Below are 20,927 nucleotides of genomic sequence, written 5' to 3'. Positions count from 1 at the left end.
GGCGCGTACGCCGCGTTGCCGAGCCGGGGCCCATTCTTTTTGTGACTGTCGGACGAGCTGGGTCCCGGCTCTGCGCAGCAGCGTTTCCCGCTGCAGCGCGTCCGGGACACGAGAGCTCAGCTTAGAAAATTATCGGAACACTTCCGCCGATCGCCCGACGTTGCCAGGCGGACGCGGGATCGCAGGGTTGGGATTCGGATTGCGCGGCGCCGGCGCCAATTGACGCGGCGGGGGCGGCGGCGAGCCAAAGCCGAAGAAATCGCGCATCGATGGCGCTGCCTGTGCCGGTTGCTGCGGCGCCGGTGGCTTCTTCGGCGCAAGCTTTGGCGGGGCGATCGCCGCGGCCGCACCCGGCGTACCGCCATCGGGTGTCGTCGTGGCGACCGGCGTATCGCCCTTGGCCTGCTCGCGGCCGACTTCGCGGCGCGGCCAGGCATAATCGTCGGCGCGGCCGGCGGGCGCAGCCAGTGGCTCGCCCTTCACCATCGTCTTCGCAGCGAGCGCATCGACGGCGGCAGGACGTGAGCCCGGCCCACCCAGCAATTGATCGGTCGAGATCGAGGCCGCAACCAGCGGCACGATCGGACCGGCCAGCGGCCGCGGCGCGGGCTTGCCGGGTTCGGCACTGGTGTCGGGGGTCGCCGGTTCGCTCGGCAGCGCGATCGGGCCGGAGCGCCCGGCGAGCAGGCGGGTGATCTCGCGCTCGACATAGTGGGCGAGCTTGCGCGCGCCGGGTTTCGTGAAATAGACGCCGTCACCGCTGCGGAGCTGACGGATCTGGCCTTCGAAGTCCGGGCCCTTCTGCAAGAAGCGGCCGGCTTCGTCGACAAAGCCGTCCCAGACGTCGACATAGGTGATGCCGGCCTTGGCCGCGCCTTCGCGATAGAGCGAATCCAGGAACAGCATGTCCGCGGTGCCCTTGGGGCCACGGATGGCGGGCAGGCCGACCCAGAGCACCGGCACGCCCTTGGACTTGAGGACGTTGGCGAGCTCCTCGATCTTCTTGCCGTAGAGCTCGACCCAGCGCTCGTCGCGGAATTCGTAGAGGCCGTTCGGGTTGCGCGCGGTCTTCTCGGGCGCGGCGACCGCCGGTGCGTCAGCGTTGTCGGCATCATCCTGCGGCAGGTCGGCATCGGCCGGCTTGTCATCCGGCTTCGCGGCGGTGTCGCCGGGCTTGGCATCGCCAGGCTTGGCCGGTGGTTTGCCGCGCGCGCCCTTGTCGTTCTTCTTGTCCTTGTCCGTCGCCTTGTCCGATTTATCGGGTGCTGCCGCCTCGCGGATCGCGATGCGGTCGTTGAGGCCGAGCATCACCACGATCACGTCGGGCTTCTCGGTCTCGAGAATGCCTTTCGCAGCAGCGGTCCAGTCCGAGGGCTCGCCCTTGGGCTGGTACTTGATTAGGCCCGACGTGGTCTTGTGCTTGCGGATCACGCCCATGTCGGGCTGCTCGGTGTAGGCGTCCTCCAGGCCGTAGGCGAGCCAGTCAGCCATGGCGTCGCCGATCACCAGCACGTTCCTGTCGGGAATGGTGTCGCGCTTGGCCGGCGCCGGTGCGCGCGAAAAATCCTGGCGCGGCGCTTGCGGCTGTTGCTGCTGGAACGGCGCGAAGAAGTCGCCGCCGAACCATCCGCCGCCTCCGCCTCCGCCGTTGCGCGGCGGCGGCGGAGCCGAGCGCTGCGGCGGGCCGCCGAAGCCGGGGAAGTTGAAGAACTGCGCCGAGGCGGGTCCCGCGACCGACACCAGAATCGCAAGCGCCGTCCCCAGCGCGATCAGCGGGCCGGTCTCGGTCAGCACCTTGAACAGGGACTTCTTCGACATGCGATCTCGGCACGTGCAATAGGGATCAGGACAGGCTCGATATAATAACGGAATCGGGCGCCAAACGGGCAGATTCTCTTTCAGATTCTCTTCAGATCCTTGAGATTCTGGGCCCAGATTCTCGGCCCAGAATTATTGGCCCATACACGGCGAACCGCCGCCCCGGTCAAGACTGCCGGCCAAAATCCCTGTTCAGGGTTACTTTCGGCGCGATTTTACTGCCCCCGCAGCCGATTCAGCGCGTCGGAGGAGGCAAATCCATCCGCGGGGACCCCGATCGAGGCCTGGAAGTTGCGCAGGGCTTCCCGGGTCTGGCCGCCGAACTGGCCGTCGGGGGTGCCCCTGTAGAAGCCGCGCTGGGCCAGCAGCTGCTGGAGTTCCAGCCGCTCGGTCCGGGACAGCTCCCGTTCCTGCCGCGGCCAGGGCTGAACGAACGGCTGGCCGCCGCGGAGGCGATCGGCGAAATGGCCAATCGCCAGCGCATAGGCCTCGGCCGGGTTGTACTTCATGATGACCCGGAAGTTCTGCAGCATCAGGAAGCCGGGCCCTTGGGCACCGGCCGGCGCCAGCAGATAGGCCTTCTCGGCTGGATGCGGGAAGGGCTGGTTGGTCGGGCGCTTGAGGCCGAGCTTCTCCCACTGCGCTACCGTCATCGCCTTGGCGCGGTCGGCCAGCATGTAGTTGAAGCCTTGGGGCACCACGACCTCGTAGCCCCAGGTCTGGCCGGCCTGCCAGCCGTCCTTCTTCAGATTGTTGGCGGTCGACGCAATCAGGTCGGAGGGATTGTCGACGACGTCACGCCGGCCGTCGCCGTCGCCGTCCACGGCAAAGCGCTTGAACGCGGTCGGCATGAACTGGGTCGGGCCGAAGGCGCCGGCCCAGGAGCCGCGCAATTGTTCGGGCCTGAGATCGCCGCGGTTGAGGATCTCCAGCGCGGAGAGGAATTCGTCCTTGAAGTAAGCCTGGCGGCGGCCGATGCAGGCGAGCGTCGCGGTCGATTGCAGCACGCTGCGGTCGCCCATCTGCGTCGAGTAGTTGGACTCGATGCCCCAGATCGAGGCGATGACATAACGATCGACGCCGGTGGCTTTTTCGGTGGCCTCGAACTGCGCCTTGTATTTGGCCAGGACCTCGCGGCCCTTGGCGAGGCGGTTGTCGTTCACGAGGATGTCGAGATAATCCCAAATCGACTTGGTGAACTCGGGCTGCGAATCCATCAGGTCCATGATGCGCAGATCGGGCGCGAGGCCTTCAGTGAAGCGCTGGAAATTTTCCTGCGTGATGTTGCGCCGTGCGGCATCGGGCCACATGCCTGCGACGCAATTGTTGAAGTTACCCGCGGCCTCTCGGATCGCGGCGGCTGTCATCAGCGGATGCCCGGAGGCGCCATCCTCGCCGGTCCAAGGTTGAACTCCCGTTTGAGCGCCGCTGGGCCCGGGCGCTGCTGGCGAAGGCGCCTGGTTCGGGCCGGAGAAAATACCGCCGAACAGATTGGACAAACCGTTCTGAGCCTGCGCGCTGGCGGGAAGTGGGAACAGCAGGGCGGTCGCAATCATCGTCGCACCGGTCACGGACCCGCCCCGTTTTGCCAGCCCTGCCATTGATTGCATCATGTCCACACCTGTCCGGCCAAAATCCGCCATCAGGAGGCCTGGTTACGGTTGCCAACAGCTTAACAAAGGTGAAATTTTGATGGTGGCCTTTTTCTTAACTCTGTGAGGATGAGGCCCCACATCCGCCTTTGTTGGCGGCTGCAAACAAGCTAGCAAGATGCCATTGCTCCCTTCACGTGTTCCTCAGGTATTCGATCAATCCCATGAAAATCCGCAAAGCCGTATTTCCCGTTGCCGGCCTCGGCACCCGCGTCCTGCCCGCCACCAAGGCGATGCCGAAGGAAATGCTGACGATCGTCGACAAGCCGCTGATCCAGTACGTCTATGACGAGGCCCGGGAAGCCGGCATCGAGCACTTCATCTTTGTCACCGGCCGCAACAAAAGTGTCATCGAAGATCATTTCGACCGGATGTTCGAGCTCGATGCGACGCTGGCCGCGCGCGGCAAGAAGACCGAGCAGGACGTTCTGGCGCAGAACCAGCCGGAGGCCGGCGCCGTCAGCTTCACCCGCCAGCAGGCGCCGCTCGGCCTCGGTCACGCGGTCTGGTGCGCACGCGACATCGTCGGCAACGAGCCGTTCGCGGTCGTGCTGCCGGACGAGCTCGTGCTCAATTCGCCCGGCTGCCTGAAGCAGATGATCGACACCGCCAGCAAGCTCGGCGAAAAATCCAATGTCATCGCGGTCGAGGCGGTGCCCGACCATCTGACCCATCAATACGGCATCTGCGGCGTCGGCAAACGCACCGGCAAGATGTTCGAGGTCGACGGCATGGTCGAGAAGCCGGCCAAGGGCACCGCGCCCTCCAACCTCTCGATCACCGGCCGCTACATCCTGCAGCCGGAGATCTTCAAGATCCTGGAGACCCAGGAGCGCGGCGCCGGCGGAGAGATCCAGCTCACCGATGCCATGATCGGCCTCGCCAGATCGCAAAGCTTCTACGGCGTCGAGTTCGAGGGCGAGCGCCATGATTGCGGCTCCAAGCCCGGCTTCCTCCGCGCCAACATCGCCTACGGCCTGAAGCGGCCGGAGCTGCGTGACGGGCTCATTGCGGAAATGAAGAAGTATTTGGGGCAGTAGCGCTCCGCTCGTCATTGCGAGGAGCGAAGCGACGAAGCAATCCAGGCTGTCTTCGCGGAGACAGTCTGGATTGCTTCGCTTCGCTCGCAATGACGGAACGAAACCCTCACGCCACCAGCGACAGCTTCGGCAAGCTTGCGACCACCGACTGGTTGCGGCCGCCGGCTTTTGCGGCGTAGAGCGCCTTGTCGGCGGCGGCGACCAGGATCGGCCAGTCCATGCCGGTGGTGGGAACGAGGCTCGCGATGCCGCAGGACACCGTCGAGCTCGTGTGGTCGTCGGACCATCCCTGCACCTTGGCGCGGATCGTCTCGGCCACCAGGAGGGCGTCCGTGACCGAGGTGCCCGGCAGCAGCACGGCGAATTCCTCACCGCCATAGCGCGCGGCGCAGTCGCCGGCGCGGCTCACCGAATCGGAAATGCAGATGGCGATGCCGACCAGCACCTGGTCGCCGGCCTGGTGGCCGAACGTGTCGTTGTAGGCCTTGAAGTGATCGGCATCGATCATCAAGAGCGCGATCGGCGTCTGCTGCCGCATCGCGCGGCGCCATTCGACGTCGATCACCTGGTCGAACTTGCGGCGGTTCTTCAGGCCGGTGAGCGCGTCGGTCGTCGCCATCTCCTCGAGCTTGCGCTCGGCCTCGGCGCGCCGGCCGATCTCGCGCGCGAGCACCAGCGTCGATGCCAGCATGAACAGGCTGAGCGCCACGACCACGGCGCCGATGCGGTAGGCTTCCCTCTGCCAGAGCTCGAACACGGTGTTCAGTGGCTTACCTGCCACCACGAATAGCGGGCTGGTCCCACCGCTGCGGACATAGAGCCGCGGCGTGCCGTCGATCGGCCCCTGTCCGGCGAATGCGCTGCCGACCTTCAGATTTTCGGCCTTCCAGACCGGCCGGTCGGCCAGATTCGTGCCGATCACGTCGAGATCAAACGGCCGCCGCATCATGACGGTACGGTCGCGCCTGAGCACGGTGATGGTATCGTCGGGATCGAGGCTCAGCCGCTCGAACAATTCGTGGAAATAGCTGAAGCGGATCGATCCGGCGACGACGCCGAGAAAGCCGCCGTCGGTATCGCTGATGCGCCGGCTCAGCACGATCGAATAAGCGCCGCGGAACAGCATGGGACGGCTGATGAAGAGCCCGGCTTGCGGATTGTCCCGATGGGCCTTGAAGTAATCCTCGTCGCCCCGGTTCACGACAACGGGATCGAGCGTCGAGGCGTCAATGGTCAACCGGCCGTCGGCGTCGAACACCTGGATCGCGCCGAAATGCCTCGCCGTGGTCGAATGGTCGAACAGGATGAGGTGACGGATCGGCTTCGAGACCGTGGCGATTTCCGGCAGCAGCATGTTGCTGGCGACCGCCTTAAGGGCCAGATCGTAGATCTCGATGTTGCGGCTGACGTCGGACTCGATGGTCGTCGCCAGGTTTTCCAGCGTCTGGCGGGCGAGCGCCTCCTCGCCGCGGCGCATGTCCAGCATGACGTTGACGCAAATGGCGGAAAAGCCGATCACCGTCACCACGGACGAGATGATCAGCAGCTTCGCCGAAAGCCGCCATGGCCGGCGGGCCGTGACGTCGCGCCATCGAGACAACATCGTTTGCTCCCGACACCAGTGAATGCGCCCGAAAGCTTGAGTAGTGTTTAAGCCGGGACGGCGCTGCCGGAATGAGTTAAAAATTGGTTTCCGCGGCTCACGTTTTTGGGCAAAGCGGAGCTTCGACCAGCGAAGAGGACAGCGGTGAACGACTACGACGCGTTGCGCGATTATCTGATGCGGCAGAAGCAGGCGGAATTCGTGCTGACCTATGAACAGATCGAAGAGATTATCGGCGCGGCCCTGCCGCGCGCGGCGAATCGTGCCTCATGGTGGGACAGCCTGCGCAGCCCGGATATCCAGATGCCGCAACGCGAAGCCTGCCTCGCCGCGGGTTTCAAGGCGATGCGGATGCCGGACGGTGCGAGCGTGCGGTTCACCAAGCTGAAGAGTGACCGGCGCAGGCCTGGCTGAGGCGAAGGGAAAGTCAGCTCGCCGCTTCCAGGCGCACTTCCGTGAGCAGGCGCATCGCGGCGTCGGCATCCATGGGTTCGCCAAAGGCAAACCCTTGCGCGTATTCGCAGCCCATCTGGTAGAGCTCGACCGCGTCGGAATCGGTCTCGGCACCTTCGGCGACCACGTCCATGCCGAGGTCGTGCGCGAGCGCGATGATGGACTTCAGGATCACCGGGCGGGTGCCGCGGTTGGTGGTGCGCACGAAGGACTGGTCGATCTTGATGGTGTCGAACGGGAAGCGCTGCAGATAGGCCAGCGACGAATGGCCGGTGCCGAAATCGTCGAGCGACAGCCCGGTGCCGAGTTCGCGGATGCGCGTCAGCATCTGCGCCGCGTGCTCCGGATTCTCCATCACCAGCGATTCCGTCAGCTCCAGCTTCAGCGTGCCGCGCGCGACCGAGGAGCGCGACAGCACGGTGCGGATGTCGTGGATCAGATCGTGGCGCAGCAATTGGCGCGAGGAGACGTTGACCGATGCGAAGATCGGCTCGCGCGAGCGCATCGCGCGCTGCCAGATCGAGAGCTGCTTGGCGGTCTGGTCGAGCACGAACATGCCGAGGTCGATGATCAGGCCGGTCTCTTCCGCGATGGTGATGAATTCCGAGGGCGCCATGCGTCCGAGCTTGGGATGATCCCAGCGCACCAGCGCCTCGAAGCCGGCGACCGAACGGTCTTCAAGCCGCACGATCGGCTGGTACAGGATCGTGAGCTCCTGCCGCTCGATGGCGCGGCGCAGTTCGCTCTCCAGCGTCAGCCGGTCGGTTTTTCGCGCGCGCATCGCGGACTTGTAGACGTCGATGCGGTCGCCGCCGATGCGCTTGGAGTGATACATCGCGAGCTCGGCGTCCTTGATGATCTCGTCCGTGAGCTGAACTTGCGGATCGGACAAGGCGAGGCCGATCGAGGCCGTGAGAAAGATTTCGCGTTCGTTGAAGGCGATCGGCGCGCGGATGGTCTTGCGGATGGTCTCGGCGAAGGCGGTGATGCGGGCGGGGTCCTGCTCCGAGAGCAGGATCAAGCCGAACTGGTCGCCCGCGAGCCGCGCCAGCGTATCCTGCGGCTTCAGGATGCGGGTGAGGCGGCGGGCCAGCGTCAGCAGGATGGAATCGCCGACCGCGATGCCGACGGAATCGTTGACCTGCTTGAAGCGGTCGAGGTCGATCACCATCAGCGTCGGCCGCAGCGTCGGCATGGTCTTGGCGAAATGCGCGACGGCGCCGAGCCGGTCCATGAACAGCTTGCGGTTGGGCAGGCCGGTGAGATTGTCATGCACCGAATCGTGCAGCAGGCGCTCCTCGGCGTTGCGCAGCTCGGTGACGTCGGTGAGGGTGCCGACCACGCGCGAGACCTCGCCGTCGGAGCCGACCACCGGGCGCGCCTTCAGCGCGAACCACATGAAGTGACCGTCCGGCGTGCGCAGGCGGAAATCCTGCACCAAGCGGCCGCGGCGCTGGTCGAGCACGCTGTCGAGCGCGGCGCGGAAACGGTCCTGGTCGAGCGGGTGCAGCACTTCGAGCCAGGAGGCGGCCGGGCCTTCCAGCGTGCCGCGCTTGAGGCCGAGCAGGGCCTCGGTCTCAGGGCTGGTAAAGACCTTGTCGGCGGACACGTCCCAGTCCCAGATCAAATCGCCGGAACCGGCCAGCGCCAGCGCGCGGCGCTCGATGTCGGAGACGACGCCGGTGGTGGCGCCGCCGCCGGCGAACGCATGCTGCATCACCGTGAAGCCGATCAGCATCACGATCAGCACGAGGCCGCCGAGCAGCGCAGGGCCGACGATGTCGTTGGTGACGGAGCCTGCGACCGTCATGCCGGCCGCGACCACCCAGACCACCAGCAGGAACCAGGTCGGGATCAGCAGCACAGCGCGGTCGAAGCCGTGGGTGGAGAGATAGACGATCAGCGCGAAGCCGGCGAAGGCAATCAGCACCAGCGATATGCGCGCGATGCCGGAGGCCACCGCAGGGTCGAACAGGGCCAGCGCCACCAGTGATCCCAGGAACGCGAGCCAGCCCACGGTGATGTGGGAATAGCGCACGTGCCATCGACTGAGATTGAGATAGGCGAACAGGAACACCAGCAGCGTCGCCGCCAGGATCGCCTCACCCGCCGCGCGCCAGATGCGCTCGGCGTTGTTCGACATGTCGAGCACCTTGCCCCAGAAGCCGAAATCGACGCCGATATAGACCAACACCGCCCAAGCCAGCGCCGCGGCGGCCGGGAACATGATGCTGCCCTTGACCACGAACAGGATTGTCAGCACCAGCGCCAGCAAGCCGGAGATGCCGATCACGATGCCCTGGTACAGCGTGAACGAGTTGACCTTGTCCTTGTAGGATTCCGGCTCCCACAGATAGAGCTGCGGCAGCTTGTCGGTGCGCAGCTCCGCGACGAAGGTGACGACCGCGCCGGGATCGAGGGTGACGCGGAAGACGTCGGCGGTCGGGCTCTCCTGCCGCTCCGGCCGGTCGCCGGTCGAGGGCGTGATGGTCGCGATGCGCGACAGCCCGAGGTCGGGCCACAGCAGCCCCGAGGAGACGATACGGTAATGCGGAGCGACGATCAGGCGGTCGAGCTGGTCGTCGGTGTTGTTGGCGAGCGCGAACACCACCCAGTTCTGGCCGCCTTCGCGGGCGCGCACCTCGATGCGGCGGACGATGCCGTCGGTGCCGGGCGCGGTCGAGACCTGGATGCGGTCGGCGTCGCTGCGCTGATGCTCGAGCACGCCGGTGAGGTCGATCGCGGGCGCGTCACCGCGGACGCTGACAGCGTCCAGCGCGCGCGCCGGGAACGCGCAGACGAGAATCATGAGGCCCAGCGCTATGGGCGCGAGGCACCTGATCAGACGCAAGGTCAGTTCTCCGCGTTCGACGCAAACTCTTCGGTGCAGGCTCTTCGGTGCACGGCGTTTTCCGAACGGAACAAGGTGGTTCGGTGCGTCGCGATAGATGCCACGAAAGCAAGGAAAATCAAAGGGTTTCCGGCTTGCCCTGTGGGCCGTTGGCCTAGACCTCCAACACAATTTTGCCAATATGTGCCGAGGTTTCCATCCGCCGGTGCGCGTCGGATGCCTTTTCCAGCGGGAAAGTGCTGTCCATCAGCGGCTTGACGCGGCCTTCGCGCAAAAGCGGCATCACTTTCGCCTCGATCGCGGCCACCATCGCCGCCTTGTCCGCATTACTACGGGGGCGCAGCGTCGAGCCGGTATGGGTCAGGCGCTTCACCATCACCTTGGCGATGTTGACGGTGACCTTGGGCCCGTTGAGGGTCGCGATCTGCACGATGCGGCCGTCGAGCGCTGCGGCGTCATAGTTGCGATCGACATAGTCGCCGGCGACCATGTCGAGGATCAGATTGGCGCCGGCATTGTTGGTCTCCGCCTTGACCACGGCGACGAAGTCTTCGGTCTTGTAGTTGATGGCACGATCCGCGCCGAGCTTGAGGCAGGCATCGATCTTGTCCTGCGATCCCACGGTGACGATCACCTTGGCGCCGAAAGCTTTTGCGAGCTGGATCGCCATGGTGCCGATGCCGGAAGAGCCGCCGTGGATCAGCAGCGTCTCGCCGGCCTTCAGGGCGCCGCGCTCGAACACATTGTGCCAGACCGTCATCAGTGTTTCCGGCAGTGCGCCGGCTTCCTTGATCGACAGCGACGGCGGCACGCTCATCGCCTGACCGTCCTGCGCGATGCAGTACTGCGCATAACCGCCACCGGCGACCAGCGACATCACCTTGTCACCGATCTTGTGCCGCTTGGCGTTGCTGCCGACGGCCACCACTTCGCCGGCGATTTCGAGGCCGGGCAGGTCGCTGGCGCCGGGCGGCGGCGGATAGGCGCCGGAGCGCTGCGCGACATCGGGCCGGTTGACGCCGGCGGCCTGCACCTTGACCAGGATCTCGTCGGGGCCGGGCTGCGGCAGCGCCCGTTGTTCCGGCACCAGCACCTCCGGTCCGCCGGGTTTCGAGATGGCGACCACGGTCATTTGCGCGGGCAGCTTGTCCATGATGTGTCCTTGAGCAAAGGTGCGGGATGGAACGAGGCCATTGCTTAGCCAGCGCGGTGCAGGCTGGCAACCGCCTCAGCCGCTTGTGAGGCGAACGCAGGAGGAACCAGGATGGCGATGGAAGACGACGACCGCCCGCGCAAGAAGATCAGCCATGACATCGGACAGGATCTCTCACTCTTGTCGGTGGAGGAACTGACCGACCGCATCGCGCTTCTCAAGGGCGAGATCGCAAGATTGGAAGAAGCCGCAACAAAGAAGCGCGCCTCGCGTGATGCGGCCAACAGCGTTTTCAAGAAGTAGCGGATTGGAAGAGGAGCGCCAGCCACTTCCACGGCGTCATGGCCGGGCACGTCCGAAGGACGGCGTCGCTTCCGCTCGCCTATGTCCCGGCCATCACGTTCTTGATCTTTCGCCGAAGGAGAGGACGTGGAAGCCCGGGCATGACGGGCAGTTTGTTCCGCGGGCCCACTCGGCCACTGACCGACATGGCTAACGAACCCTCAAGATAATCGCTCGTTTACTCCACATTAAGCTTTCGAGTTTATGACTGGGATCTGTCCTCGTTTGGACACCGAGTGGCTCCTGTCCACTCTGTTTGACGCCTCCCTGTTATCAACTTTCAAAGCCGCCGGTTTTCCGGCGGCTCTTTTTTTGCGCCCAGCTCCGCCTTTTTGCGTCTCGCCGCGGTTGAATTCCGGGCAAAGACCCGCGGAAACCATATCCGCGCTTGTCACTGGACTCGGCGTCTCGCCCGCGCAATGATTTGTTCATCATAAGCCGGTGCCAAAGCCGGGCGTCAGACAGTTGCGTAAGGGGCGTTAACCATGGAACGTTTGCAAGCCGAAGGCGCTCTCGTTCAACTCAGCGAGCGGTTCACCAATTCTGCGGCGTTCGGCGTCCTCTTCCGCGAGGGCATGGACTTGGTCGAGGAGACCGCCGCCTATCTCGATGGCGCCGGCCGCACCGAGGCCAAGGCGCTCGATCGTGCCGTCAGCCTCACCTATGCGACCGAGAGCATGCGTCTGACCACCCGCCTGATGCAGCTCGCCTCGTGGCTGCTGCTGCACCGCGCCGTGAAGGAAGGCGAGATGACGCTGGGCCAGGCCAATCGCGAAAAGACCAAGGTCAAGCTCTCCGCCGCCGATCCCGGCTCAACCGACACCATCGAGAAGCTGCCGTCGCAGCTCCAGGACCTGATCCATCGCTCGATGAGCCTTCAGACCCGCGTGCGCCGCCTGGACAACACCATCCACACCCCGCCGGTCGATCATTCCTCGATCGGCAACCCGCTGGTGCCGCATCTCAACGCGTTGAAGGCGGCGTTCGAGCGGTAAGCTCCCGTCATCGCGACGAGCGCCCCCAAAACAAAAAACGCCTCCGGCTCTCCGGGGGCGTTTTCGTCTCCAGCCTCGAGGGGCCGGATCAATCCTTTTTGAGAAAGCCCGAAAACTTCTTCTGGAAGCGCGAGACGCGGCCGCCGCGATCCAGCAGCTGCGCGTTGCCGCCGGTCCAGGCCGGGTGCGACTTGGGGTCGATGTCGAGGTTCAGCGTGTCGCCTTCCTTGCCCCAGGTGGAGCGGGTCAGGTACTCGGTTCCGTCGGTCATCACGACCTTAATCGTATGATAGTTCGGGTGAATTTCGGCTTTCATGGCAATTCCTCGGCGCCCCGGCGCCTCACTTGAGTGGCTATCGAATGACGGATTTGGCGGGGTCTATACCCCACGGGCCCCTGTAAAACAAGCCATTGCAAGCCTTTTGAGGGCCTTAGCGGGCCGGGCTGCCCCCTAAGGGACTTCCCGGATTTGCCACTCCCGCTCGCCCGGCCTATTTGGGACGGACCACCTTCTCTTTGTCTTTTGGTCGGATCTCATGAGCGCAGTAGAACGGCTTGAAACCGGGCCCGCGGAAGCCCCGTCGATCGAGGCCGACCTGATCGAGGCGCCGGCGAAGAGCCGCGCGAAGCTGCGGCCGCTGTTGGCGCTCGCGCCCTATGTCGCCCGCTATCGCGGCCGGGCGGCGCTGGCCTTTGTCGCGCTGACGATCGCGGCGCTGACCACCCTGCTGGTGCCGGTCGCGGTGCGCAGGATGATCGATTTCGGCCTGACGCCTGAGGGCATCGAGCTGATCAACAGTTACTTCTCGGTGATGATCGCCGTCGTCGCCGTGCTCGCGCTGGCGAGTGCCGCGCGCTACTACCTCGTAATGACGATCGGCGAGCGCATCGTCGCCGATCTCAGGCGCGACGTCTTCGCCCATCTGCTCTCGCTGTCGCCGGCCTTCTTCGATTCCGCGCGCAGCGGCGAGCTGGTGTCGCGCCTCACCGCCGACACCACGCAGATCAAATCCTCCGTTGGCGCCTCGGTCTCGATCGCGCTGCGCAATCTGATGATGTTCTTCGGTGCCGCGGCGATGATGGTGATCACCAGCCCGCGTCTGTCGGGATTCGTGCTGCTGGCGATTCCCCTGATCGTGCTGCCGCTGGTCGCCTTCGGGCGCTGGGTGCGGCGGCTGTCGCGCAACGCGCAGGACACGCTGGCCGAGGCCTCCGCCTATGCGAGCGAGCTGGTCGGTGCGATCCGTACCGTGCAGGCCTATACCAGCGAGAGCCTCGCCGAGAGGCGCTTCGGCGGCGAGGTCGAGCAGGCCTATGAAGCCGCGCGCACCTCCACGCAGGCGCGTGCCGTGCTCACCGCCATCATCATCTTCATCGTGTTCGCAAGCGTGGTCGCGATCCTCTGGATCGGTTCGCACGACGTGCTGACCGGCACCATCACGCCGGGCCGGCTCGGCCAGTTCGTGCTCTATGCGGCCTTCGCCGCGGCCGGCCTCGGCCAGCTCAGCGAAGTCTGGGGCGAGATCTCGGCGGCATCAGGCGCTGCCGAGCGCCTGTTCGAGATCCTGCATGTGCAGCCCGACATCACCGCGCCCGCGTCGCCGCGCGCGCTGCCGGTGCCGGCGCGCGGCGAAGTCGGCTTCGACCAGGTCAGCTTCGCCTATCCGGCGCGGCGCGACGTCAATGTGCTCGATGCCGTGTCGTTCGCCGTGCGTCCCGGCGAGAAGGTCGCGATCGTCGGTCCGTCCGGCGCCGGCAAGAGCACGATCTTTCATCTCTTGTTGCGCTTCTACGATCCGCGCAGCGGCGCGATCTCGCTCGACGGCGTGCCGGTCAAATCCGCCGATCCCCGTGAATTCCGTTCGCGCATTGCGCTGGTGCCGCAGGAATCCAACGTGTTCGCGGCCAGTGCCCGCGACAACATCCGCTTCGGCCGGCCCGATGCCACCGATGCCGAGGTCGAGCGCGCGGCCGAGCTGGCGCACGCCGCCGAGTTCATCCGCCGCCTGCCCGAAGGTTTCGACACCCCGCTCGGCGAGCGCGGCGTGACGCTGTCCGGCGGCCAGCGCCAGCGCATCGCGATTGCGCGCGCGATCCTGCGCGATGCGCCGCTGCTGCTTCTGGACGAAGCCACCTCCGCGCTCGATGCCGAAAGCGAGACGTTGGTGCAGACCGCGCTGGAAGAGCTGATGCGCCACCGCACCACGCTCGTCATCGCGCACCGCCTCGCAACCGTCTTGTCGTGCGACCGCATCTTGGTGATGGACCAGGGCCGGATCGTCGAGCAGGGCACGCATGCGGAGCTCGTCGCTGCGAACGGGCTCTATGCCAGGCTGGCGAGGTTGCAGTTCGAGGGGGCGTGAGGCGAGGTAGTCTGGACTGCCGCTTCATTCAGGCTGTCATCCCCCGCGCAGGCGGGCGATCCAGTACTCCGAGACGGAAGTGATCAAGCGATAAGCCGCGGCGTACTGGATTCCCCGCCTCCGCGGGGAATGACAGCGGAGCTTTTGGCGAGAGCGTCGCACCACGTGGTCTCCCTTCGTAGCCGGGTCGATAGCGGACATTTGTCGATCTGATCGGCTGCGCGATTCGAATCGGCCACATCGTAAGGTGATCGATGGAAGCGGCGCTGCTGGCTGTCGCAGAACATGGGCGTCGTCGTTTTGATGAGTTTCGGAATGCTCGTCGTTGGCTTCCGGAATTTCGGACAGCGTTGGCGCGCCCGGAGGGAGTGGACGGCCGCGGCTGCTGAAGCTAGGGTTCGGGCCGACCCAGGAGACGCCAAATGCCTTATTCGACAGCCGACCAGACCCGAGGCGAGCGCAACGGCAAGCTTGTCGCCGACGTCTTCTGCGCGCTCTTGCTTGCTACCTTTTCCGTGGTCTTCTTCGGTTGGCTCGGCGGTCTGGCCGCCTTCATTGTCGTCGAAAGTTGCCTGCTCGCAATCGATTGGGTGGTTCCTAGCAAGAACGATGCGGCAGGCGTTGTTCGTTGAGCTGACGGAGTGGACGGTGTTGTGAATGATTGTTCTGATCGGTCCGGTACTGTTCATCCTCCTCATCCTGTTCGCTATTCGACAGCAGATGCGCGGCCTTGCGGGGTGGAAAGCGGCGCTGCTTGTTGTCGCTGGTAGCGGCGTCATCGTTGTGCTGAGTTTCGGATTGCCCATCGTGGGCTTCCGGAATTTCGGATAGGGCAGCCCGCGCCCTGAGCCGAGTGGATGAACCTTGCAGTTCCCCCGGATGTGGCGCCTAATCAGGTATCGCCGGCCAAAGGCTCGTCCGTAGGCGTCGGTGCCTGAGAGATGATTTGTGCTCCCGCCTCAATGGGAGTGCGCCTCATGGCCCCGCCATTCAGCAAGGAAACCCACGAACTTTTGGAGCGGGCGCAGCGAGCGATCGATGAGTCGATCCGGCTTCGCGAAGACAGCCAACGCGCGATCCGCCAAGCCGAAAGCTGGCAGTTCGAGCTTGAACTCCGCTTGAGCCGAGAGCGCACCGCGGCGAGTTGACGGCAGCACTGCTTATCAGCACTTCGGCGACAGCGCCGGCACGTTCGGCCATGGCCAGTTCTTCCAGCTCCCGTCCTCATCAACGCAGGCCGATGGCCCAAGGCCATTCGTCGGAGCACTCGTCGTCTTGACCGGCGTGGCGAGGTGCTGGTCGACATAGCTCGTCGAAACATATCCGGCGACGATGACGCCGAGCAGGACCGAAGACCCCTTGGCCAGATCGCTCAATTTCATCGGTCATCTCCATCCGCTTGCCGGCGCAACTTGCGGGCACAACGACTAGCTGACGTCCTGGGATCCCGACGTGACGGCCGTCACGCGTCCCGAATCAAGATCGCCAGAATCTAAGGTTGCCAAATCATCTTCAGCACCGGACGTCCCGAGGTCGGGTTCACCTCGTCGCCGGCATGCGCGAAGCCTTTGCGCTCGTAGAAGCGGATGGCGCGGCTGTTGTCCTTGTTGACAAGCAGCGTCACGCCCGCCGGTGACAGGCGCTTGGCCTCATCCACCAGCAGCCGCGCCGCGTCCGAGCCCCAGTGCGCGGGATCGACCACGAGCTGGTCGAGATAACCGTCGCCGTCGATGGTGACGAAGCCGGTCAGCGCGCCGTCCTGCTCCGCGACCACGATCGAAGCCTTCGGCACCAGCTCCTTGCGCCAGCGCTCGCGCCACCAGTCCAGGCGGGCCGCGAAGTCGATCTGCGGATAGGCCTGCTGCCAGGTGCGATGCCACAGGTCAATCGAGGCGGCCTCGTCCTCGGGACGGTAACGGCGGAGGTGGAGGGCGCTCACTACCGCTCCGTCAGCTTCAGCTCGATGCGGCGGTTGCGCTTGTAGGCTTCCTCCGTGTTGGCCGTGTCGAGCGGCTGGAATTCGCCGAAGCCGGCGGCGACCAGGCGCTGGGCCGGCACGCCGAGCGAGATCAGGTACTGCACCACGGAGATCGAGCGCGCGGCCGAGAGGTCCCAGTTCGACTTGAAGTTCGGACCGTTGACCGGGCGCACGTCGGTATGGCCGTCGACACGCAGCACCCAGGGGATCTCGTTCGGGATTTTCTTGTCGAGATCGATCAGCGCGGTTGCGAGCGTGTCGAGCTCGGCGCGGCCTTCGGGCAGCAGCACCGCCTGTCCGGTGTCGAAGAACACTTCGGACTGGAATACGAAGCGATCGCCGACGATGCGGATGTCGGGGCGGTTGCCGAGGATGGCGCGCAGGCGGCCGAAGAATTCCGAGCGATAGCGCGACAATTCCTGCACGCGCTGCGCCAGGGCGACATTCAGGCGAGAGCCCAGGTCGGCGATGCGATTTTGCGATTCCTTGTCGCGCTTCTCGCTAACGTCGAGCGCCTCTTCCAGCGCGGCCAATTGCCGCCGCAGCGCGCTGATCTGCTGGTTCAGCACCTCGATCTGCGCCAGCGCCCGGGCCGAAACCGCCTTCTCGGAATCCAGCGCCTTGCCGAGCTCGGAGGACTTGCCTTGCGCATCGTTGCCGGCCGCGGCGAGCCCCTCATAGAGGCCCTTGATGCGGTCGCGCTCGCTCTCGGCCGAAGCGAGGCCGGCTTTCAGTGACGAGACCTGGTCGTCGAGCGTGAGCTTGCCGAGCTTCTCCAGCGACAGTAATTCGTTGAGCTGCGCGATCTTGGCGTTGAGCTGCTCCAGCGCCTTGTCCTTGCCGGTGACCTCCTGCGACAGGAAGAACTGCACGACCAGGAACACCGACAGCAGGAACACGATCGACAGCACCAGCGTCGACAGCGCGTCGACGAAGCCGGGCCAGTAGTTGAAGGAGGTATCGCCGCGGCGACCGCGCGCCAGTGCCATGTCGCTAACCCTTCTCGGGCTGACGCGCGATGCGCTCCAGCAGGCGCCGGATCTCGCGGTTCTGCTCGCCCTGGCCGTCGGCCCATTCGCGGATCATCTGCTGCTCGGTCCGCATATGCGAGACCAGCGCCTGGATGGCTTCGGCGAGGCTCGCCATCGCCGCGGTGGTGCTGCGGCTGCCGCTGCCTTCCTCGAGCACGGAGCGTAAGCGCTCGACGACGGCCTGAAGCTCGCCGCTGGCAATGCCACCGCCAGTGCCGGCAACAGCCACCTCGCCGCTGCCATATTCGCGCACGGTGGTGGCAAGCCAGTCTTCGAGGTCGGTGTAGAAACGGTTCTGCGCCTGGCTCGATTGCAGGTCGAGGAAGCCCAGGATCAGCGAGCCGGCGAGGCCGAACAGCGAGCTCGAGAACGAGATGCCCATGCCGCCGAGCGGGGCGGCCAGCCCCTCCTTCAGCGTGTCGAACAGGGCGCCGGAATCGCCGCCGACCTTGAGCCCGTCGATCACCTTGCCGACCGAGCCGACCGTTTCGATCAGGCCCCAGAAGGTACCGAGCAGGCCGAGGAAGACCAGAAGCCCGGTCATGTAGCGGGAGATGTCGCGGGCCTCGTCGAGGCGGGTCGCGATCGAATCGAGCAGGTGCCGCATGGTGGTCTGGGTGATCGACATCCGCCCGGTGCGCTCGCCGCCGAGGATCATCGCCATCGGCGCCAGCAGCTTGGGGTGGCGGGCGGGCGCAAGGCCGGGATCGGCGATGCGGAAATTGTTGACCCAGGAGACTTCGGGATACAGCCGGATCACCTGGCGGAAGGCCAGGATGATGCCGATGAACAGCACGCCGCCGATCAGGGCATTGAGGCCGGGATTGGCGAAGAAGGCCTGGATGATCTGCTTATAGAGCACCACGCCCACCAGGGTGCAGAGCACCAGGAAGACCAGCATCCGCACCAGGAAGACGCTGGGCGAGGATAGCTTGGTGTATTCGATGTCGAGGGAGGAGCGGGGCGAGGCGCCTGGCGGCATGGCCGGTATCATCCGTTAACTTGCTTGCGGCGCGCACTATGGCACAGCGCCAGCCCAAAAAAAGCGCCGGATGCGCCGATTTCGGGGAGAGCTGGGGAACCCAAGGCTGAAACCGGCTTTGGTAAGGACGTACTTTGCAAATCGTCGGCATTCCACAGGTTCAAGTCGCACTTTTCCCCTGGCGCCAAAACCCGCCGCCCAAGACGGAGTCGTCGCATGAGCGTCGTGTCCGCGATCATCGGGACTGCCGAACGGGTGCCGTTGCCTGATGTCGTGATCCGCGCGGCGATCCAGCGCCTGTGCTCGCGCACGGTGACGCGCCTGTCCGCGCTGGGCGGGGCGGACGATGCCGCCTTCGCCGGGCGGATGATGCTGCGGCCGATCGCCGAGGACGCGGATGCCGAGCACGACGAGGTGCCCGCTTCGTTCTTTGCGAAGGTGCTCGGCCCCAACCGCAAATACTCCTGCTGCTTCTACAAGACCGACGCGACCACCTTGCGGGAGGCCGAGGAGGAGGCGCTGCGTCAGACCGCCGAGCATGCCGCTCTCGCCGATGGTCAGACCATCCTCGAACTCGGCTGCGGCTGGGGCTCGCTGTCGCTGTGGATGGCGCGGCAGTTTCCGCACGCCAAGGTGACGGCGGTGTCGAGCTCGCAGGCGCAGCGCGCCCATATCGAGGAAGAGGCGCGGCTGCGCGGTCTTCTTAATCTGCGGGTGGTCTGCGCGGACATCAACGTGTTCGCGCCCGACGGGCAATTCGACCGCATCGTGTCGGTCGAAATGTTCGAGCATGTGATGAACTGGCGCAAGCTGATGACGCGCTTGCGATCATGGCTCGCGCCGGAGGGGCGGTTCTTCATGCACATCGTCGCCCATCGCTCCGGCTCTCACCTGTTCGACCGGGCCGATCGCGACGACTGGATCGCGCAGCGCGTCTCCACGGGCGGGCTGATGCCGAGCCATCACCTCGTCAGGCAATTCGACGATATTTTCACAGTCGAGAAGGAATGGTGCTGGAGCGGCACGCACTATCAGCGCACCGCCAACGACTGGCTCGCCAATTTCGACGCGCATCGCTGTTTCATCGAAGCGGCCTTGCGCAACATCCATGGCGAGGAGACCGCCCAGCGAATGCGACGCTGGCGCTGGTTCTTTCTCGCGACCTCGGGCCTGTTCGGCTATGCCGACGGAACCGAGTGGGGCGTCAGCCACTACCGCATGAAGGCGGCGGGGTAATTGCGGTCTTCTGACGCAGCACGCGGTGATGGAACCGGACTCACAATCGGGTGAGACGCGAAAAACGCCGTGAACTCAGCACCCTAGGCCGTGTGACATTGGGCCGCCCGCAAGGTGCGTTGCGTCGCAGCACGTCCGCTCTATTTTGACCGCATCAGCCGCGTGCCATGGCCCAGAACGGGCCTCGCGCCGAGCGGGATCGGTTTCAACAATATCGGGGCACCCCATTTCATGTCAGGACTTCGCGCGCGATCGGCATGCGTTGCAATGATGCTCGCGGCCTTTACGCCGCTGTTGGCGGGCTGCGACGAATCCAGCTCCGCCATTTCAGCCGCCCAGCCCAACGACCCCGACGTCAGCATCGTCATCGTCAAGCCGCAGCCGCGTGCCGTGGTGCGCGAGCTGCCGGGCCGCATTGCGCCGACGCGCGTCTCCGACGTGCGGCCGCGCGTGTCCGGCATCGTGGTCGAGCGCCTGTTCCGGCAGGGCAGCGAGGTGAAGGCCGGCGATCCACTGTATCGGATCGATCCGCGTCCGTTCGAGGTCGAGGTGATGGCCAACGAGGCTGCGGTCGCCAAGGCCGAGGCCGCGTTGATGCAGTCCCAGCAGCAGGCGCGCCGCATCGCCACGCTCACCAGCCAGCGCGCCGCGCCCGAAGCCGAGAACGAGAAGGCGATCGCGGCCGAGCGCCAGGCCCATGCCGAGGTCGAGGGCCGCAAGGCCGATCTCGCGCGCGCAAAGCTCAATCTCGACTATGCCACCGTACGCGCGCCGATCGACGGCGTCGTCGGTGCCGCCCTGGTCAGCGAGGGCGCGCTCGCGGTCCAGAACGAGACCAATCTGGCCACCATTCAGCAGCTCGATCCGATCTATGCGGATTTCACCCAGTCGGTGAACGAGCTCAACCAGCTCCGCCGCGCCTTCGAGAGCGGTGACCTCGAGCGCATCGCGCCCGACGCCGCCAAGGTGCATCTCGTGCTCGACGACAACACCCTCTACTCGCTCGATGGCAAGTTGCTGTTTTCGGATGCCAAGGTCGACGCCAATACCGGTCAGGTGACCTTGCGTGGTGAGTTCCGCAATCCGAAGCGCGAGCTGCTGCCGGGCATGTATGTCCGCGTCCGCATCGACCAGGGTCTCGATAGCGATGCGATCGCCGTGCCGCAGCAGGCGATTCAGCGCAATGGCGGCGGCGGCAGCGAGGTGTTCGTCGTCAAGGACGACAATCGCATCTCGGTGCAGCCGGTGCGCACCGGTTCGGTGCAGGACGGCATCTGGTTCGTCACCGACGGCCTGAAGGCTGGCGACAAGGTCGTGGTCGAAGGCTTCCAGAAGTTCGCCGCCGGCGACAAGGTCAAGCCGCAATCCTGGTCGGAAGCGGATGCGACCGCCGACAACCGGCACGCCCAGAAGCTGATGCGGTAATAGAC

General features: G+C 65.2%; 20 protein-coding genes. 10 read left to right on the top strand and 10 right to left on the bottom strand.

Annotated elements, in window-relative coordinates; genetic code table 11:
- Positions 1-129: 129 nt before the first annotated feature.
- Both IVB07_RS33730 and IVB07_RS33725 read right to left on the bottom strand, forming a co-directional pair.
- Positions 130-1,818 (bottom strand): SGNH family hydrolase, encoded by a 1,689-nt coding sequence (locus tag IVB07_RS33730; RefSeq protein WP_018454631.1) that lies wholly within the window; start codon positions 1,816-1,818, stop codon positions 130-132.
- Between the two features lie 215 nt (positions 1,819-2,033).
- Positions 2,034-3,431: a lytic murein transglycosylase gene (locus IVB07_RS33725; RefSeq protein WP_198293349.1), complete on the bottom strand. Its 1,398-nt coding sequence runs from the start codon at positions 3,429-3,431 to the stop codon at positions 2,034-2,036.
- A 203-nt stretch (positions 3,432-3,634) separates the two neighbouring features.
- Between IVB07_RS33725 and IVB07_RS33720 the strand changes: the two genes are divergently transcribed.
- On the top strand, positions 3,635-4,510 hold the full coding sequence (locus IVB07_RS33720; RefSeq protein WP_026232775.1) for a UTP--glucose-1-phosphate uridylyltransferase: 876 nt from the start codon (positions 3,635-3,637) through the stop codon (positions 4,508-4,510).
- A gap of 106 nt (positions 4,511-4,616) precedes the next feature.
- Here the strand turns inward: IVB07_RS33720 and IVB07_RS33715 are convergent, their stop codons facing one another.
- On the bottom strand, positions 4,617-6,113 hold the full coding sequence (locus tag IVB07_RS33715) for a diguanylate cyclase (protein ID WP_247294148.1): 1,497 nt from the start codon (positions 6,111-6,113) through the stop codon (positions 4,617-4,619).
- Positions 6,114-6,257: 144 nt separating this feature from the next.
- Here IVB07_RS33715 and IVB07_RS33710 point away from each other — a divergent pair, with 144 nt between their 5' ends.
- Positions 6,258-6,527, top strand: a complete 270-nt coding sequence (locus IVB07_RS33710; RefSeq protein ID WP_018454627.1) for a hypothetical protein — start codon at positions 6,258-6,260, stop codon at positions 6,525-6,527.
- A 13-nt stretch (positions 6,528-6,540) separates the two neighbouring features.
- Here IVB07_RS33710 and IVB07_RS33705 read toward each other — a convergent pair whose 3' ends face one another.
- Positions 6,541-9,417 carry an EAL domain-containing protein gene (locus IVB07_RS33705; RefSeq protein WP_026232774.1) on the bottom strand — a complete coding sequence of 959 codons (2,877 nt, stop codon included), beginning with the start codon at positions 9,415-9,417 and terminating at the stop codon, positions 6,541-6,543.
- Positions 9,418-9,571: 154 nt separating this feature from the next.
- The gene (locus IVB07_RS33700; RefSeq protein ID WP_018454625.1) at positions 9,572-10,570 is read right to left on the bottom strand and encodes an NAD(P)H-quinone oxidoreductase; all 999 of its coding nucleotides are present in this window, start codon (positions 10,568-10,570) and stop codon (positions 9,572-9,574) included.
- A gap of 111 nt (positions 10,571-10,681) precedes the next feature.
- Between IVB07_RS33700 and IVB07_RS33695 the strand changes: the two genes are divergently transcribed.
- Together IVB07_RS33695 and IVB07_RS33690 are read left to right on the top strand one after the other, a co-directional pair.
- Positions 10,682-10,873: a DUF1192 domain-containing protein gene (locus tag IVB07_RS33695; protein WP_018454624.1), complete on the top strand. Its 192-nt coding sequence runs from the start codon at positions 10,682-10,684 to the stop codon at positions 10,871-10,873.
- 524 nt (positions 10,874-11,397) lie between these two features.
- Positions 11,398-11,907: a DUF1465 family protein gene (locus IVB07_RS33690; protein ID WP_018454623.1), complete on the top strand. Its 510-nt coding sequence runs from the start codon at positions 11,398-11,400 to the stop codon at positions 11,905-11,907.
- An 88-nt stretch (positions 11,908-11,995) separates the two neighbouring features.
- Here the strand turns inward: IVB07_RS33690 and rpmE are convergent, their stop codons facing one another.
- Positions 11,996-12,223: a 50S ribosomal protein L31 gene (gene rpmE, locus IVB07_RS33685; protein ID WP_018454622.1), complete on the bottom strand. Its 228-nt coding sequence runs from the start codon at positions 12,221-12,223 to the stop codon at positions 11,996-11,998.
- Between the two features lie 220 nt (positions 12,224-12,443).
- Between rpmE and IVB07_RS33680 the strand changes: the two genes are divergently transcribed.
- From IVB07_RS33680 to IVB07_RS33665, 4 genes are all read left to right on the top strand, one after another.
- A complete protein-coding gene (locus IVB07_RS33680) occupies positions 12,444-14,270 on the top strand; it encodes an ABC transporter ATP-binding protein/permease (protein ID WP_018454621.1) in 1,827 nt (608 codons plus the stop codon).
- 422 nt (positions 14,271-14,692) lie between these two features.
- Positions 14,693-14,902: a hypothetical protein gene (locus IVB07_RS33675; protein WP_018454620.1), complete on the top strand. Its 210-nt coding sequence runs from the start codon at positions 14,693-14,695 to the stop codon at positions 14,900-14,902.
- Between the two features lie 25 nt (positions 14,903-14,927).
- Positions 14,928-15,101 (top strand): hypothetical protein, encoded by a 174-nt coding sequence (locus IVB07_RS33670; RefSeq protein WP_018454619.1) that lies wholly within the window; start codon positions 14,928-14,930, stop codon positions 15,099-15,101.
- 146 nt (positions 15,102-15,247) lie between these two features.
- Entirely contained in the window at positions 15,248-15,418 is a 171-nt protein-coding gene (locus IVB07_RS33665; protein WP_157642917.1) for a hypothetical protein, read from the top strand.
- A 15-nt stretch (positions 15,419-15,433) separates the two neighbouring features.
- On the opposite strand, the gene IVB07_RS33660 is transcribed toward IVB07_RS33665, so the two are convergent.
- From IVB07_RS33660 to IVB07_RS33645, 4 genes are all read right to left on the bottom strand, one after another.
- Positions 15,434-15,652: a hypothetical protein gene (locus tag IVB07_RS33660; RefSeq protein ID WP_018454617.1), complete on the bottom strand. Its 219-nt coding sequence runs from the start codon at positions 15,650-15,652 to the stop codon at positions 15,434-15,436.
- Between the two features lie 110 nt (positions 15,653-15,762).
- Positions 15,763-16,209 (bottom strand): GNAT family N-acetyltransferase, encoded by a 447-nt coding sequence (locus tag IVB07_RS33655; RefSeq protein WP_018454616.1) that lies wholly within the window; start codon positions 16,207-16,209, stop codon positions 15,763-15,765.
- Complete coding sequence (locus IVB07_RS33650) at positions 16,209-17,237, bottom strand: peptidoglycan -binding protein (RefSeq protein WP_018454615.1); 1,029 nt, start codon at positions 17,235-17,237, stop codon at positions 16,209-16,211. The genes IVB07_RS33655 and IVB07_RS33650 overlap by 1 nt, the downstream gene beginning before the upstream one ends.
- Positions 17,238-17,241: 4 nt before the next feature.
- Positions 17,242-18,261: a flagellar motor protein MotA gene (locus IVB07_RS33645; protein WP_247767397.1), complete on the bottom strand. Its 1,020-nt coding sequence runs from the start codon at positions 18,259-18,261 to the stop codon at positions 17,242-17,244.
- 216 nt (positions 18,262-18,477) lie between these two features.
- Between IVB07_RS33645 and IVB07_RS33640 the strand changes: the two genes are divergently transcribed.
- Both IVB07_RS33640 and IVB07_RS33635 read left to right on the top strand, forming a co-directional pair.
- Positions 18,478-19,497: a cyclopropane-fatty-acyl-phospholipid synthase family protein gene (locus IVB07_RS33640; RefSeq protein ID WP_247294142.1), complete on the top strand. Its 1,020-nt coding sequence runs from the start codon at positions 18,478-18,480 to the stop codon at positions 19,495-19,497.
- 231 nt (positions 19,498-19,728) lie between these two features.
- Positions 19,729-20,922 (top strand): efflux RND transporter periplasmic adaptor subunit, encoded by a 1,194-nt coding sequence (locus IVB07_RS33635; protein ID WP_085351844.1) that lies wholly within the window; start codon positions 19,729-19,731, stop codon positions 20,920-20,922.
- Positions 20,923-20,927 lie beyond the last annotated feature (5 nt).

This window comes from Bradyrhizobium sp. 172 (genome assembly GCF_023101065.1).
Taxonomy (GTDB): Bacteria; Pseudomonadota; Alphaproteobacteria; order Rhizobiales; family Xanthobacteraceae; genus Bradyrhizobium; species Bradyrhizobium canariense_D.
The sequence above is the reverse complement of the archived record's forward strand: the minus strand, read 5'-3'. Positions and strand labels throughout refer to the sequence as shown.

What these genes read in the sequence shown, in the direction of transcription:
- IVB07_RS33665 (WP_157642917.1), top strand. Translation starts at nt 15,248, where the DNA reads ATGGCCCCGCCATTCAGCAAGGAAACCCACGAACTTTTGGAGCGGGCG.
- IVB07_RS33660 (WP_018454617.1), bottom strand. Translation starts at nt 15,652, where the DNA reads ATGAAATTGAGCGATCTGGCCAAGGGGTCTTCGGTCCTGCTCGGCGTC.
- IVB07_RS33650 (WP_018454615.1), bottom strand. Translation starts at nt 17,237, where the DNA reads ATGGCACTGGCGCGCGGTCGCCGCGGCGATACCTCCTTCAACTACTGG.
- IVB07_RS33720 (WP_026232775.1), top strand. Translation starts at nt 3,635, where the DNA reads ATGAAAATCCGCAAAGCCGTATTTCCCGTTGCCGGCCTCGGCACCCGC.
- IVB07_RS33640 (WP_247294142.1), top strand. Translation starts at nt 18,478, where the DNA reads ATGAGCGTCGTGTCCGCGATCATCGGGACTGCCGAACGGGTGCCGTTG.
- IVB07_RS33690 (WP_018454623.1), top strand. Translation starts at nt 11,398, where the DNA reads ATGGAACGTTTGCAAGCCGAAGGCGCTCTCGTTCAACTCAGCGAGCGG.
- IVB07_RS33670 (WP_018454619.1), top strand. Translation starts at nt 14,928, where the DNA reads ATGATTGTTCTGATCGGTCCGGTACTGTTCATCCTCCTCATCCTGTTC.
- IVB07_RS33695 (WP_018454624.1), top strand. Translation starts at nt 10,682, where the DNA reads ATGGCGATGGAAGACGACGACCGCCCGCGCAAGAAGATCAGCCATGAC.
- IVB07_RS33675 (WP_018454620.1), top strand. Translation starts at nt 14,693, where the DNA reads ATGCCTTATTCGACAGCCGACCAGACCCGAGGCGAGCGCAACGGCAAG.
- IVB07_RS33725 (WP_198293349.1), bottom strand. Translation starts at nt 3,431, where the DNA reads ATGATGCAATCAATGGCAGGGCTGGCAAAACGGGGCGGGTCCGTGACC.
- IVB07_RS33645 (WP_247767397.1), bottom strand. Translation starts at nt 18,261, where the DNA reads ATGCCGCCAGGCGCCTCGCCCCGCTCCTCCCTCGACATCGAATACACC.
- IVB07_RS33715 (WP_247294148.1), bottom strand. Translation starts at nt 6,113, where the DNA reads ATGTTGTCTCGATGGCGCGACGTCACGGCCCGCCGGCCATGGCGGCTT.
- IVB07_RS33635 (WP_085351844.1), top strand. Translation starts at nt 19,729, where the DNA reads ATGTCAGGACTTCGCGCGCGATCGGCATGCGTTGCAATGATGCTCGCG.
- rpmE (WP_018454622.1), bottom strand. Translation starts at nt 12,223, where the DNA reads ATGAAAGCCGAAATTCACCCGAACTATCATACGATTAAGGTCGTGATG.
- IVB07_RS33730 (WP_018454631.1), bottom strand. Translation starts at nt 1,818, where the DNA reads ATGTCGAAGAAGTCCCTGTTCAAGGTGCTGACCGAGACCGGCCCGCTG.
- IVB07_RS33680 (WP_018454621.1), top strand. Translation starts at nt 12,444, where the DNA reads ATGAGCGCAGTAGAACGGCTTGAAACCGGGCCCGCGGAAGCCCCGTCG.
- IVB07_RS33700 (WP_018454625.1), bottom strand. Translation starts at nt 10,570, where the DNA reads ATGGACAAGCTGCCCGCGCAAATGACCGTGGTCGCCATCTCGAAACCC.